The sequence below is a fragment of the Neisseria sp. HMSC15G01 genome, assembly GCF_001808255.1.
GTDB lineage: Bacteria > Pseudomonadota > Gammaproteobacteria > Burkholderiales > Neisseriaceae > Neisseria > Neisseria subflava_A.
Genome location: NZ_KV792670.1, coordinates 132,067 through 147,005, shown reverse-complemented (window position 1 = coordinate 147,005; position 14,939 = coordinate 132,067). Strand labels below are relative to the sequence as shown.

Here is a 14,939-nt window from a genome sequence, read left to right as displayed (position 1 = left end):
TTTTAAAACTTTGTTGAAGTTGACGCTTTCAGACGACATTGGAGGCCGTCTGAAAGCGCTAGCTTCAACAAAGTTAAAAGTTGAAACGGCAAACCGTCAATCAAGCAACCGCGTGCGTGCGTACCGCACACACCCTACATGTTGGTTTTGAAGTGCCGCGTAATTCACAGGTAGGGTGTGTGGCGTAGCCACGCACGCGATAGGTTGAGTATACAGACTACGGTTTGCTAAAGTGAACAGTTAGAGCTTATTGGTTTAAATACTGTATTTTTGCATCATTTAAACTATCGGCTAGTTCTTGGATACTGTTCAGTAGTTTATCAATATCCTGTTCAGGATCAGCATAGAAATAGTCGATGGTGAACGTTAGAGTTTTACCAAACTGCTCAGGGATTGGGGGAAGAGCCAGAGCGCGCAGCTGGATACTATCTCCACCTCGTGCATGGTCGCGTACCCACCATGACAAAAACTCTAATGCTTTCAATCCGGTTTCATCACGTGTAATCATGAAGTCGATCGAAATCAAGATTTCGTCCGGTAAACCGCCATCAGTCCGTTTTAATGCACCTAACGGATAGTCACCAAACATGGGAAGCGTAAAATCATCCGATGTGATTTCGAATAGCATATGGCGATTTACCGCAGCAAGTTTGATACCGGGAATACTTTTAATGGCAGTGCTGAGTTCTTGTACGGGTTGAGGAATATCGGAATTGTCTTCGTCTGATTCCGGCTCTAATTCTTGGTTATCTTGAGTGAATGCCAAATTTTCCTGTTCTAGCTCTACAACAATTTGTTTTACTTGGATTTTTGTTTCATCTTTTTCTTGTTTTTGTTTTAGTATAGTGGAGAGAAAGTCTTTAATACTCATGATAATGGTTACTCCTAAATTTGAGATAACAGTAAAAATTTGTTTGTATTTTATTTCTTTAATGTGTCAAGATGACAAAATAATTTATAGATAAATAAACCTTAAAGTCAAGTGAGGTATGTGGCATAGCTACTCACGCAGTTGGTTGAGTATGCAGGTTACGACTTGCTACGCGTTGGTTTTGAAGTTTCGTTTGATTCACAGGTAGGGTGTGTAGCGCAGCCATGCACGCGGTTGGTTGGATATGCAGACTACGGCTTGCTACGTTGGTTTTAAGATTTCTCATGATTCACTGGTAGGGTTTGTGGCTAAACCACGAACGCGGTCGGTCGGGTATACAGGCTACGGCTTGCTTTCAGACGATTTTTGAGGTCGTCTGAAAGCGCTAGCTTCAACGAAGTTAAAAGTTGAAACACGGCAACCCGTCAATCAAGCAACCGCGTGCGTTTGATTGAAAGTTCCATGTTATTTGCAGGTAGAGTCTTAGTGTAGCAACGCTCACGATGAGTTAGGTGTGCAGGATAGAGCTTGCTACGGTTTACTTATTACGACTTATTCTTAAGTGATTTTTGATTTTCTTGTTGTTCGTTATATTCGACACAAATTTCTTTATTATCACCATAAGCTGACTTCTCATACTTAATTAAATCGGTAGATGAAATTTCATTTTGAAGATGCTCAAAAAAACTATATTTTTCTATCAGTGGTTTGAATTTCTCAATCCCCCATCTTGATAATCCACTATAAAATAGAAAAAATAACTCATCGCTAGAAATTTGTGCTCTCAGCATATGTATATAGAAAATCTTTTGTTCTTCATTTAATATGTCGGATGTGTCTACATATTTTATAGTAGTATAAATAGCCCTGAAATAATGACTCAATACTCGATGAAGAAAATCTGTGTAAAAATCTTCGTATTTTCCAATGTTTCCATTTGAATGACTAACTATATTTTCTAGAATAAAATTATCTCTCAATATAACAAAAACTATCCTTCCCGATATATCTCCAGGAATCTTTATTTCGTATTTTTCACATTTTTTCGGATTATTTTTATAAGGATAAATTCTATAAGTAACCGTTCCTTTAAAAAGACTAATCCCCGCAATAATATCCCTGATACTATTCAGCTGTTGAAAAAAATGATCTTCAAATTGCCTTGAATTTCTTTCTTCGTTTCCGACATACAAGGCAAAAAAAGCTCCTGCCATTGCTAATCCTGTAAAAATTGTATTTAGTCCTCCATATGTATCCCCCCATTGTCCAAGCTTTTCTTGCTCAATTAACCCAGTATGGTTGGAAATTAGAACAGGGTAATACCACCAAATAAGTGCCACAATAATGAAAACAATCAAAGATAAAATTTTAAATTTCAAATTTTTCATTTTACATCTCAGTTGAACGAATTTTAAGATAATATCGTTTCCAAATACTTCCCAGTATAGCTCCCCTTAACCTTCGCCACCTGCTCTGGGCTGCCTTTAGCAATAATCCGCCCCCCGCCATCACCGCCTTCCGGTCCTAAGTCCACAATCCAATCCGCAGTTTTAATCACATCCAGATTATGCTCGATAATCACAATCGAGTTGCCTTTGCCTTTCAGACGGCCTATGACTTCCAGCAGCAGCGCGATGTCGGCGAAGTGCAGGCCGGTGGTGGGTTCGTCGAGGATGTAGAGCGTTCTGCCGGTGTCGCGTTTGGATAGCTCCAAGGCGAGTTTGACGCGTTGGGCTTCGCCGCCGGAGAGGGTGGTGGCGGATTGGCCGAGGCGGATGTAGCCCAGGCCTACGTCCATGAGGGTTTGCAGTTTACGCGATACGGTGGGGACGGCGTCGAAAAATTCGCGGGCTTCTTCGACGGTCATGTCAAGGACTTGGCTGATGTTTTTGCCTTTGTATTGGATTTCGAGGGTTTCGCGGTTGTAGCGTTTGCCGTGGCAGACTTCGCAGGGGACGTACACGTCGGGCAGGAAGTGCATTTCGACTTTGATGACTCCGTCGCCTTGGCAGGCTTCGCAGCGGCCGCCTTTGACGTTGAAGGAGAATCTGCCGACGTTGTAGCCGCGTTCACGCGAGAGAGGGACGCCGGCGAAGAGTTCGCGGATGGGGGTGAACAGGCCGGTGTAGGTGGCGGGGTTGGAGCGCGGGGTGCGGCCGATGGGGGATTGGTCGACGTTGATGACTTTGTCGAGGTGTTCGAGGCCGTGGATGTCGTCGTATGGGGCGGGTTCTTCTTGGGCGCGGTTGAGTTCGCGGGCGGTGATTTTGGCGAGGGTGTCGTTAATCAGGGTGGATTTGCCACTGCCGGATACGCCGGTGATGCAGGTAATCAGACCGAGCGGCAGTTCGAGGGTGACGTTTTTAAGGTTGTTGCCGCGCGCGCCTTTGAGGACGAGCATTCTCTCGGGATTGACGGGCGTGCGTTCAGACGGCACGGCAATGGATTTTTTGCCGCTGAGGTATTGTCCGGTAATGGATTTTTCGCATTGGGCGACGTTTTCGGGCGTGTCGGCAATCAGTACGTTGCCGCCGTGTTCTCCTGCGCCGGGGCCCATATCGACGACGAAATCGGCTTCGCGGATGGCGTCTTCGTCGTGTTCGACCACAATCACGCTGTTGCCCAAATCGCGCAGGCGTTTGAGGGTGGCGAGTAGGCGGTCGTTGTCGCGCTGGTGCAGGCCGATGGAGGGTTCGTCCAAAACGTACATCACGCCGGTCAGGCCGCTGCCGATTTGGCTGGCGAGGGCGGATGCGCTGGGCTTCGCCGCCAGAAAGGGTTTCGGCGGAGCGGCTCAAGTTCAGGTAATCCAGCCCGACGTTAATCAAAAAGCCGAGCCGCTCGGTGATTTCTTTGAGGATTTTTTCGGCGATTTGTTTTTTGTTGCCGTCCAAATCCAGCGTTTCAAAGAATTGGTGGGTTTTGGTCAGCGGCCAGGCGGAAACTTCGTGCAAGGGTTCGCCGCTGACGTAAACGTAGCGCGCTTCTTTGCGCAAACGTGCGCCGCCGCAGCTCGGGCAGGCGCGGTGGTTTTGGTATTCGCGCAGTTTTTCGCGCACGGTTTCGCTGTCGGTTTCGCGGTAGCGGCGTTCGAGATTGGGAATGATGCCTTCGAAGGCGTGGCTGCGGTTGAAGGTGGTGCCGCGTTCGGACAGGTAGGTGAAGTCGATGACTTCTTTGCCTGAGCCGTGCAAGACAACTTTTTTGACTTTTTCAGGCAGTGTTTCCCATGCTGCATCCGCATCAAACTCATAATGGCGTGCTAACGATTGAATCATTTGGAAATAGAATTGGTTGCGTTTGTCCCAGCCGTCAATCGCGCCTGCTGCTAAGGATAATTCGGGATGGGCGACTACTTTTTCGGGATCGAAGAAGTTGGTGTTGCCCAAACCGTCGCAAGTCGGGCAGGAACCCATCGGGTTGTTGAAGGAAAACAGGCGCGGCTCTAATTCGGGCAGACTGTACGAACATACGGGGCAGGCAAAACGCGCGGAGAACCAATGCTCTTCGCCGCTGTCCATTTCCATCGCCAACGCGCGCTCGTTGCCGTGGCGTAGCGCGGTTTCAAAACTTTCTGCCAGCCGCTGCTTGATGTCCGCCTTCACTTTCACGCGGTCGATGACGACGTCGATGTTGTGTTTAATGTTTTTTTCCAGCTTCGGTACTTCGTCAAGCTGATAGACCTCGCCGTCCACGCGTACACGCGCAAAGCCTTGCGCCTGCAAGTCGGCAAAGAAATCGACAAACTCGCCCTTACGCTCACGCACCGCCGGCGCCAGAATCATCACGCGCGTGTCTTCCGGCAGCTTCAAGACGGCATCGACCATCTGAGATACGGTTTGGCTCGACAGCGGCAGCTTGTGTTCGGGGCAGTAGGGTGTGCCGACGCGTGCGTACAAAAGGCGCAAATAGTCGTGAATTTCCGTTACCGTGCCGACGGTGGAACGCGGGTTGTGGCTGGTGGATTTCTGCTCGATGGAAATTGCAGGCGACAAGCCTTCAATCAAATCGACATCGGGTTTGTCCATCATCTGTAAGAACTGACGGGCATAGGCGGAAAGGCTCTCAACATAACGGCGTTGGCCTTCGGCATATAAAGTATCAAACGCCAGCGACGATTTGCCGCTGCCTGACAATCCTGTTACCACCACGAGTTTGTGGCGCGGAATGTCCAAATCGACATTTTTTAAATTATGTGTACGCGCGCCGCGGATGCGGATGGTGTCATTATCGTGTGAATATTTGGGATGATGGTTGCACATATTGTCAGGCCGTCTGAAAAATAAAATAAACGGCTATTGTAGCACTTTTCAAATGACAGACTGGATAGATAAAGCATTTGATATAAAAGAAACAAAGAGGCCGTCTGAAAATATGTTTTCAGACGGCCTTGATATAGATGGATCAGCTTATCAGTCAATTTTGCGGAGAATTTCGCGCAGGGCTCTTTGCCAGTCGGACGGTTTGATACCAAACTCGGTCTCTAGGCGTGAGCAATCCATAATGCTGTATGCCGGACGCGGAGCGGGCAGGGGGTATTGTTCGGTGGTAATCGCGTTCAGTTCCGGAATGCGGAAGCTGTCGTCTAATTGGTGGGCCGTCTGAAAGATGGCTTTGGTAAATTCGTACCATGTTGCCGATTTGTTGCCACAGTAATGGAAGATGCCGCGTGGGGAAGTGGGCTGTTGCAGTAAACTGATGATGGCGTGAGCCAAGTCGCCTGCATAAGTCGGGCAGCCGGTTTGGTCGTGAACAATGGAGAGGGAATCACGTTCTTTGGCAAGGCGCAGCATGGTTTTGACGAAATTGCTGCCGTATTCGCTAAACAGCCATGAAGTACGGACGATTGTACTTTCCGGATGCGCGGCTAAAGCCAAAAGTTCGCCTGCTACTTTGGATTGACCGTAAGTGCTGCGCGGATTGGTATAGTCGGTTTCGCGGTAAGGGCGTTTGCCTTCGCCGTCGAATACATAATCAGTGGAAATATGGATAAAGCGGGCGTGTGCGGCGCGGGCGGCTGCGGCCAGGTTGTGAACAGCAGTTGCGTTGACGGCAAAAGCAGCCTCTGCGTTTTCTTCTGCTTTATCGACGGCAGTGTAAGCTGCGGCATTAACGATGGCATCTGGTTGGAAGTTTTTAATCATATGATGCACGGCTTCGGTATCGGTAATGTCTAGCGAAGTAGAGTCGGTAGCAATCAGTTCCCAATCTTCGGGCAGGCGGTCGCGCAGACAACGGGCAAGCTGACCTTTGGCTCCGGTCAATAAAGTACGCATGGTTGAGTATCTCCTCTGATAGCTGTTAAATAGGTATTCGTGTCATTATAGTGTAAATACGACAAATTCACATTATTGGCGTAGAACAAAATGCAGAGGCGGCTGTATTTGGGCAAATTATCGATATTATCTATCCATAATAATAACCATTTATTGGTATTATGTTTGTTTACTATAACTAGAGTTAAAGTTCAGCTTTTAATAAGATAGATAAAGGATCTATGCTGTTTGAGAGAATGTGAATCAATGTTAATGTTTTTATTGTTGCTAGGATAATGGAATTTAAAAACAGGCGAAACTCCGTCCTTTTATCGGCAAATTCTACCGTTTGATATTTTTGAGTAAATATTTTGCAAAATATTACTAAAATAATAATTGAGCAAGGGCGGAATTTGCTCGTTCCGTCAGCTCAATATCTTTATTAACTATTTTGGGAGTAATTATTATGGCATACTGTTACGGGGGGTATTATGCTAGACCCCTGGTTAGTTCTTACTGCGCTCCTGCGCCTAAGGCTTCCTTCTCATCTTACTACTGCGCTCCTGCAGCAAAATCTTCTGTTTCTATCGGCAGCATCGCTAGCATTGCCAGCGTCGGCGTGTCAGTAGGTAATGCGGTAACTGGTTTGGTTTCTGCTATTGCGGCTTTCTGCCCACCAGCAAAAACCACCGTTTACAAATGTGTTCCGGTTTGCCCACCTTACAACTGTGATCCAATCAAACCGACACCACCACAACCAAAACCACGACCTCAGCCTAAACCTCAACCTAAACCTGAGCCTAAACCTGAGCCACAACCAGAACCGCAACCAGAACCAAAACCTCAACCAAAACCTGAGCCTAAGCCAGAACCAAAACCTGAGCCTAAACCAGAACCAAAACCTGAGCCTAAGCCAGAGCCAAAACCTGAGCCTAAGCCAGAGCCAGACTGCAAAGACTGTGTTGACGATCATAACCAAAACAACTCATCCGGTCACGAAGATAAAAACCCAGGTAATGTCATCCGTGCTGAAGACTGCAAAGACGGCAACGTTATCCGCGGTACTGATGCTAAAGATACCATTTATGGTACTGCTTGCGAAGACATCATCTACGGTGGCAACGGCACAGACGTAATCTACGCCGGTGCTGGTAACGACACCATTTACGGTGATGCCGACGGTGACTCTCTGTACGGTGAAGAAGGTAAAGACTACCTGCAAGGTGGTGCCGGTAACGACTACCTGAACGGTGGTTCAGGTGCTGACATCATGCGCGGTGGCGACGGTAACGATGTTTATTTCGTTGACAATGCCAACGACCAAGTTATCGAGTACGGCAATGCACAAGCCGGTATCGATACTGTTCGTACCGTTATTGACTACACCTTGACCGATCACGTTGAAAACCTGTTCTTGCAAGGTATGCAAAACCTGAACGGTACCGGTAACTCTTTGAACAACAACATCGAAGGTAACGGCGGCAACAACCATCTGTACGGTTTGGCCGGCGACGACTGCCTGGTTGGCAAAGACGGTAACGACTACCTCGACGGTGGTGTCGGCAACGACATCCTGATCGGTGGTACCGGTAACGACACTTACTTCTTCGACAAAGGTTACGGTCATGATACTATCCGTGAAGAAAGCGGTAATGACACCCTGTTGTTCGGTAAAGGCGTTGCAGCTTCTGACGTATTGCTGAGCAAATCAGGTGCTAATCTGACTGTTTCTGTCGGTACTAACGACAGCATCACCATCGACGACTGGTTCACTGGTAACAATCACAAAGTTGAAAACTTCAAGTTTGCTGACGGTAGCACTTACCAAGTAACTGGCCACGGCGACTACTACTCTCTGTCTGCTGTAAACCACATCCAAGATCAGACTCAAGTTTCTGTAATCTGATAGGATGGTGATTTTCAGGGTTTTTCTCTGAAATCAACGGATAAGGCCGTCTGAAACCAAAATATAAGGTTTCAGACGGCCTTTATTTTGTAAACAATCTGACGAAAAATTCCAAATTGGGCTAAAATACCGCATTCTTCTGTCTACTAAAGAGATACCTGAAATGTCTGAAATCAGCTTGAAAAAAATCTACTCCGGCAAAGTCCGCGATTTGTACGAAATTGACGATAAACGTATGCTGATGGTTGCTTCCGACCGTCTGTCTGCATTCGATGTGATTTTGGATGACCCGATTCCGGGTAAAGGGGAGATTCTGACGCAGATTTCCAATTTTTGGTTTAAAAAACTGGCTCATATCATGCCTAACCATTTTACCGGCCATACGGTTTACGATGTTTTGCCTGAAAACGAAGCTAAAGTTTTAGAGAAACGCGCCGTCGTGGCTAAAAAACTCACTCCGGTGAAAGTGGAGGCTATTGTGCGCGGTTATCTGGCAGGCAGCGGTTGGAAAGATTATCAAAAGACAGGCTCTGTTTGCGGTATTCAACTGCCCGAAGGTATGCAGGAAGCGCAACAGTTGCCCGAAGTGATTTTTACGCCATCGACCAAAGCCGCAGTTGGCGATCATGATGAAAACATCAGCTTTGAAGAATGCGAACGCATTATCGGAAAAGAATTGGCGGCGGAGGTGCGCGCCAAAGCGATTCAGCTTTATACAGAAGCGGCCGAATATGCGAAATCTCGCGGTATTATCATTTGCGATACCAAGTTTGAATTTGGTTTGGATGAAGAAGGTACGCTGACTTTGATGGACGAAGTATTAACGCCTGACTCCAGTCGTTTTTGGCCTGCAGACCAATACAAAGTCGGCACCAATCCGCCGTCTTTTGACAAACAATTTGTCCGCGACTGGCTGGAGCAAAGCGGTTGGAATAAAAAAGCGCCTGCGCCTAAAGTGCCTGCCGATGTGATTCAAAAAACAGTCGAAAAATATCAGGAAGCATTGACTTTGCTGACTCAGGATTGATTTTTAAGTTTGAAGGCCGTCTGAAAAGGATATGTTTCAGACGGCCTTTTTATTGTATAAATACTGGATTTTAAGGATGGTTGCCTTTATAATCGAGAGTTGTTTTCAGCGCCTTAAAGGCCGTCTGAAAGCTTGTTTATAACCTGCCGCACGGTCTGAAACCCTAACTATGCACATTCGGATTTTAGTGTGCATTATTAGTGTTTTAGCAGTGCGGTATTTTGAAAGGAACAATAATGTTCAATAAACACGTTAAGACCTTCCAATACGGTAATCAAACCGTTACTTTGGAAACCGGCGAAATCGCCCGCCAAGCCGCTGCTGCCGTTAAAGTATCCATGGGCGACACCGTTGTTTTGGTTGCTGTGACTACCAACAAAGAAGTGAAAGAAGGCCAAGACTTCTTTCCTCTGACTGTCGATTACCTTGAGCGTACTTACGCAGCAGGGAAAATCCCCGGCGGTTTCTTCAAACGCGAAGGCAAACAAAGCGAAAAAGAAATCCTGACCAGCCGTCTGATCGACCGTCCGATTCGTCCTTTGTTCCCTGAAGGTTTCTATCACGACATCCAAATCGTAGCGATGGTGGTGTCTGTTGACCCTGAAATTGATTCTGACATTCCTGCAATGTTGGGTGCATCTGCCGCGCTGGTGTTGAGCGGCGTACCGTTTGCCGGTCCGATTGGCGCGGCACGCGTAGGTTATGTAAACGGCGTGTACGTTTTGAATCCGACTAAAGCCGAATTGGCTAAATCACAATTGGACTTGGTTGTTGCCGGTACTTCTAAAGCCGTGTTGATGGTGGAATCCGAAGCCGACATCTTGTCTGAAGAAGTGATGCTGGGTGCGGTTGTTTACGGTCATGATCAAATGCAAGTGGCCATTAATGCCATCAATGAGTTTGCCGACGAAGTTAATCCGGAAGTTTGGGATTGGAAAGCACCTGAAACCAATGAAGAATTGGTTGCAAAAGTACGCGAAATTGCCGGCGAAACCATTAAAGAAGCGTTCAAAATCCGTCAAAAACAAGCGCGTTCTGCCAAATTGGACGAAGCTTGGAATGCTGTAAAAGAAGCGTTGATTACCGAAGAAACCGACACTTTGGCAGCCAACGAAATCAAAGGCATTTTCAAACACTTGGAAGCCGATGTTGTCCGCAGCCAAATTTTGGACGGCCAACCGCGTATCGACGGTCGCGACACCCGCACTGTTCGTCCGTTGAACATTCAAACCGGCGTATTGCCGCGCACTCACGGTTCTGCACTGTTTACCCGTGGCGAAACCCAAGCTTTGGCGGTTGCAACTTTGGGCACTTCACGCGACGAGCAGATCATTGATGCACTGTCCGGCGAATACACCGACCGCTTCATGCTGCACTACAACTTTCCACCATACTCTACCGGTGAAGTGGGTCGCGTAGGTGCGCCAAAACGTCGTGAAATCGGTCACGGCCGCTTGGCTAAACGTGCATTGTTGGCCGTATTGCCGGAACCTGAAGATTTCAGCTACACCATGCGCGTGGTTTCTGAAATTACCGAATCCAATGGCTCTTCCTCTATGGCTTCCGTCTGCGGCGGCTGCCTGAGCCTGTTGTCTGCCGGTGTGCCTTTGAAAGCACACGTTGCCGGTATCGCCATGGGTCTGATTTTGGACAACAACAAATTTGCCGTCCTGACCGACATCTTGGGTGACGAAGACCACTTGGGCGATATGGACTTTAAAGTAGCCGGTACAACCGAAGGTGTGACCGCACTGCAAATGGACATCAAAATCCAAGGTATTACCAAAGAAATCATGCAAATCGCTTTGGCTCAAGCCAAAGAAGCACGTTTGCACATCTTGGATCAGATGAAAGCCGCTGTTGCAGGCCCGCAAGAACTGTCTGCACACGCGCCACGCTTGTTCACCATGAAAATCAACCAAGACAAAATCCGTGATGTGATTGGTAAAGGCGGTGAAACTATTCGTTCGATTACTGCTGAAACCGGTACTGAAATCAACATCGCTGAAGACGGTACCATCACTATCGCTGCGACTACTCAAGAAGCAGGCGATGCAGCGAAAAAACGTATCGAAGAAATCACTGCCGAAGTGGAAGTGGGCAAAGTGTACGAAGGTACTGTGGTTAAAATCCTCGACAACAACGTTGGTGCGATTGTCAGCGTGATGCCGGGCAAAGACGGTTTGGTACACATCAGCCAAATCGCCCACGAGCGCGTACGCAATGTCAGCGACTACCTGCAAGTAGGTCAGGTTGTGAACGTGAAAGCATTGGAAGTAGACGATCGCGGCCGAGTACGCCTGTCTATCAAAGCTTTGCTAGAAGCTCCTGCTCGCGAAGAGAAAGCAGCTGAATAATTTGATTGTGCAAGCTTGAAACAAAAGGCCGTCTGAAAATTTCAGACGGCCTTTTGTTTATTTGAATGATGAATTTAAAAATGAGTTTGCCTTTACTTTGATAAAAGGGATTACTACAATATTTGTAATTTAATAAATATATTCATTTCTCAAGGAGTATGCAATGAATGCTACACAATTAATCAGTCGGCTGACGCAAACCGTCGGCGAAAAATATATCATCACAGACCCGGCAAAAACTGAACAATACCGTCAAGGCTACCGTTTTGGCGAGGGCAAGGCGCTAGCTGTTGTCCGTCCGGGTACGGTTTTGGAAATGTGGCAAATCTTGCAGGCGTGTGTTGAGGCTGATGTTATCGTGATTACGCAGGCCGCCAATACCGGTTTGACTGGCGGCTCGACTCCTGACGGCAATGATTACGACCGCGATATCGTGATTGTGAATACCATGCGTCTGAACATCATTCAGCCGATCAACAATAACGAACAGGTTGTCTGCCTGCCCGGTTCTACCTTGAATCAATTGGAGCTGCTGCTGAAACCTTTAGGCCGTGAGCCGCACTCAGTGATCGGTTCGTCCTGTATCGGCGCATCTGTATTGGGTGGCGTATGTAATAACTCGGGTGGCGCACTGGTACAGCGTGGCCCGGCTTATACGGAAATGGCCCTGTTTGCGCAAATCAACGAAGAGGGCAAACTGGAGCTGGTCAACCATTTGGGCATTGATTTGGGCGAAACCCCTGAAGAAATTTTGACCAACTTGCAAGGTTTCCATTATCAGCGAAAAGACATTGCGCAAGATGCCGGCAAAGGGCATGACCATGCGTACTGCGATCATGTCCGCCAAGTGAATGAACCGACTGCCGCCCGTTTTAATGCCGACCCTGCGCGTCACTACGAAGCATCAGGTTGCGCGGGCAAGCTGATGGTGTTTGCCGTACGCTTGGATACGTTCCCGCAAGAAAAACAGACTGCCGTCTTCTATATCGGCACCAATGATATTAATGAGCTGACCGATATTCGTCGTGCCGCTTTGAGCGAGTTTAAAAACCTGCCTATTTCCGGTGAGTATATCCATCGTCATGCTTTTGATATTGCTGCCGTTTATGGTAAAGATACTTTTTATATCATCAAGACGTTCGGTACCCACCAACTTCCGAAACTGTTTGATCTGAAAGCCCGTGTGGATAGATTCAGCAAAAAGATAAGTTTCTTACCAAAACACTTCTCTGATAAATTCATGCAACTGATCAGTAAGATTTTGCCCGATCACTTGCCGAAGTCTATGCGCAACTATCGGGATAAATATGAACATCACCTGATTTTAAAAATGGGTGGCGAGGGCGTAGAAGAGGCGCGTGCTTTCTTGAAGGAATATTTTGCAACCCATGGCGGGGCATTCTTCGAATGTAATGCCGAAGAAACGCAGGCGGCCATGCTGCATCGCTTTGCTGTGGCTTCTGCCGCGATCCGTTACCGTTCTGTACATGATGATGAAGTAGAGGATTTGGTTGCACTCGATATCGCCTTGCGCCGTGATGATCGTGATTGGTTTGAAACACTGCCGCCGGAAATTGACAATAAAATCATCCATAAATTGTATTACGGACATTTTATGTGTCATGTGTTCCATCAGGACTACATCATTAAAAAAGGCAACGACTGCATGGCCTTGGAACATGAAATGCTCCACTTGCTTGACCAACGTGGCGCGCAATATCCTGCCGAACACAATGTCGGTCATCTGTATGAAGCCAAGCTCGAGCTGAAACAGTTCTATAAAAAACTTGACCCGACCAACAGCTTCAATCCAGGTATCGGTAAAACCAGTAAGAAGAAAAACTGGGCTGAATAAAGCATAGTCAAAACAAAGGCCGTCTGAACATTTCAGACGGCCTTTTTATATGTTTGCTTATCAGAACAGGTTGCTGATGAAAATCAGCAGAATGACCAATGGAACGAGATATTTCACATAGGCAAACCAAATATTGACCGTCGTATGGTTGCCTTTATAAAGTAATTCATCCTTCGCTTCGTCCTTCATCACGAAACCGACAAACAGCGCGGAGCCGAGCGCGGTCAGCATAAACAAGATGTTGCCGCTGATGTAGTCAAAGGCATCAAAAATATTTTTACCAAACACGGAAATATCTTTCCATGGGCCGTAGCTCAAGATGGAAGGGATATTGCCGAAGATAAAAATACCTGTCAGTACGATGGTAATAGCCGCTGCGCGGCGGATTTTGGTTTTCTCCTGAATGGTCGTAATCAACACTTCATAAATGGTCAGAGAAGTGGTCAGCGCGGCAATCAGAAGCAGTGAGAAGAAAATCACTGCAAATACAGGGCCTGCCCACATATTGGAGAACACGATCGGCAGGCTTTGGAACACCAGCGTCGGGCCGGAGTTAGGGGCAACGCCAAAGCTGAAGAGGGATGGGAAAATCATAAAGCCGGCCAACACGGCAATCAAAGTATTGGTAATCGCGGTAATCACTGCCGTCTGAACCAGATTTTCGTTTTTATCCAGATAGCTGGATAACGTAATCATCACGCCGAAACCCAAGCTCAAGGCGAAGAATACTTGTCCTAAAACGAAGACGAACAGTTCGGCGGTAATTTTGCTGAAGTCAGGTTTCAGATAGAAGGTAATGCCTTCCATTGCGCCCGGTAGGGTAACGTTGCGCACGACCATGGCAATCAGGAATAAAAACAGCAAAGGCATCAGGTATTTTGCCGCTTTTTCAATACCGCCGATCACGCCTTTGACCAAGATCCATTGGTTTACGACCACAAATAGGAAGGTGTAAAAGGCAATTTCCCAAGGGCTGTTTTCAATGTGTTCGGTAAAGAAACTTTTGGTGACTTCTCCGGAAACAGGGCTGGAAATATCCAAATTACCGCCGATGATATTGATGATGTAGCTGATAACCCAGCCGCCGAGCACCATGTAATAGGCCATGATGCCGAATGCGCCGAGTAGTCCCATCCAACCGACCAATTTCCAAACTTTGGCAACGGGTTTGCCATTCATTGTGCCGCCAAACGCATCCAGCGCGTTCACGCCTTTACGGCGACCGATGACGTTTTCGACCAAAATCATTGGAATACCGATGACCAGCATGGCGATACAGAACAGAAACACATACGCGCCGCCGCCGTTTTCACCGACCAAATACGGGAAACGCCAAGTTGCACCAAAGCCGACAGTCGCGCCGGCAACGGTAAGGATGTAAGTCAAACGGTTGGACCAGGTTTGACGGGGTTGATTGGAAGACATAAATACTCAGATGCATAAAAATAAAGACAACATTTTACCGCAAAGATTTAACGAATCTTGACTAAAGTCGGAAAAGAAAATTAGTTAAAAAAACCATGTAATGAAGAATTTTTAGTGGGTTTCTCTGGTTTGCTTGGTATTGAAACCTGCAAACAGAGAATTTGTCTGAAGCGATACGAATGATTGAAAGAGCCCTAACGATAAAGGCCGTCTGAAAGGTGGGATATGGGAAAGGGTTGTTGT

Annotated in this window: 8 protein-coding genes and 1 pseudogene; 4 read left to right on the top strand and 5 right to left on the bottom strand. The window is 47.2% G+C overall.

Going from position 1 to position 14,939, the window contains the following annotated elements:
• Window positions 1-247: 247 nt before the first annotated feature.
• From HMPREF3139_RS11085 to rfbD, 4 genes and pseudogenes are all read right to left on the bottom strand, one after another.
• Window positions 248-871, bottom strand: coding sequence for a hypothetical protein (locus tag HMPREF3139_RS11085; RefSeq protein ID WP_210388920.1), 624 nt, complete (start codon window positions 869-871; stop codon window positions 248-250).
• Window positions 872-1,416: 545 nt separating this feature from the next.
• Complete coding sequence (locus tag HMPREF3139_RS04410) at window positions 1,417-2,259, bottom strand: putative phage abortive infection protein (RefSeq protein ID WP_070460816.1); 843 nt, start codon at window positions 2,257-2,259, stop codon at window positions 1,417-1,419.
• 23 nt (window positions 2,260-2,282) lie between these two features.
• A pseudogene (uvrA, locus tag HMPREF3139_RS04405) lies at window positions 2,283-5,133 on the bottom strand (excinuclease ABC subunit UvrA).
• A gap of 150 nt (window positions 5,134-5,283) precedes the next feature.
• The gene (gene rfbD, locus HMPREF3139_RS04400; RefSeq protein ID WP_070460814.1) at window positions 5,284-6,147 is read right to left on the bottom strand and encodes a dTDP-4-dehydrorhamnose reductase; all 864 of its coding nucleotides are present in this window, start codon (window positions 6,145-6,147) and stop codon (window positions 5,284-5,286) included.
• Window positions 6,148-6,592: 445 nt separating this feature from the next.
• Between rfbD and HMPREF3139_RS11190 the strand changes: the two genes are divergently transcribed.
• From HMPREF3139_RS11190 to dld, 4 genes are all read left to right on the top strand, one after another.
• A complete protein-coding gene (locus tag HMPREF3139_RS11190) occupies window positions 6,593-8,032 on the top strand; it encodes a calcium-binding protein (protein WP_283127008.1) in 1,440 nt (479 codons plus the stop codon).
• A 163-nt stretch (window positions 8,033-8,195) separates the two neighbouring features.
• Window positions 8,196-9,059, top strand: a complete 864-nt coding sequence (locus HMPREF3139_RS04390) for a phosphoribosylaminoimidazolesuccinocarboxamide synthase (protein ID WP_070460812.1) — start codon at window positions 8,196-8,198, stop codon at window positions 9,057-9,059.
• Window positions 9,060-9,295: 236 nt separating this feature from the next.
• Window positions 9,296-11,416 (top strand): polyribonucleotide nucleotidyltransferase, encoded by a 2,121-nt coding sequence (gene pnp / locus HMPREF3139_RS04385; protein ID WP_003683274.1) that lies wholly within the window; start codon window positions 9,296-9,298, stop codon window positions 11,414-11,416.
• A 163-nt stretch (window positions 11,417-11,579) separates the two neighbouring features.
• The gene (gene dld / locus HMPREF3139_RS04380) at window positions 11,580-13,271 is read left to right on the top strand and encodes a D-lactate dehydrogenase (protein WP_070460810.1); all 1,692 of its coding nucleotides are present in this window, start codon (window positions 11,580-11,582) and stop codon (window positions 13,269-13,271) included.
• Between the two features lie 60 nt (window positions 13,272-13,331).
• Here dld and HMPREF3139_RS04375 read toward each other — a convergent pair whose 3' ends face one another.
• Window positions 13,332-14,696: a sodium-dependent transporter gene (locus tag HMPREF3139_RS04375; protein WP_070460808.1), complete on the bottom strand. Its 1,365-nt coding sequence runs from the start codon at window positions 14,694-14,696 to the stop codon at window positions 13,332-13,334.
• Between the last annotated feature and the right edge of the window lie 243 nt (window positions 14,697-14,939).

Coding starts and splice junctions, on each gene's coding strand:
- HMPREF3139_RS11085 (WP_210388920.1), bottom strand. CDS start 871: ATGAGTATTAAAGACTTTCTCTCCACTATACTAAAACAAAAACAAGAA.
- pnp (WP_003683274.1), top strand. CDS start 9,296: ATGTTCAATAAACACGTTAAGACCTTCCAATACGGTAATCAAACCGTT.
- HMPREF3139_RS04375 (WP_070460808.1), bottom strand. CDS start 14,696: ATGTCTTCCAATCAACCCCGTCAAACCTGGTCCAACCGTTTGACTTAC.
- dld (WP_070460810.1), top strand. CDS start 11,580: ATGAATGCTACACAATTAATCAGTCGGCTGACGCAAACCGTCGGCGAA.
- HMPREF3139_RS04410 (WP_070460816.1), bottom strand. CDS start 2,259: ATGAAAAATTTGAAATTTAAAATTTTATCTTTGATTGTTTTCATTATT.
- HMPREF3139_RS04390 (WP_070460812.1), top strand. CDS start 8,196: ATGTCTGAAATCAGCTTGAAAAAAATCTACTCCGGCAAAGTCCGCGAT.
- rfbD (WP_070460814.1), bottom strand. CDS start 6,147: ATGCGTACTTTATTGACCGGAGCCAAAGGTCAGCTTGCCCGTTGTCTG.
- HMPREF3139_RS11190 (WP_283127008.1), top strand. CDS start 6,593: ATGGCATACTGTTACGGGGGGTATTATGCTAGACCCCTGGTTAGTTCT.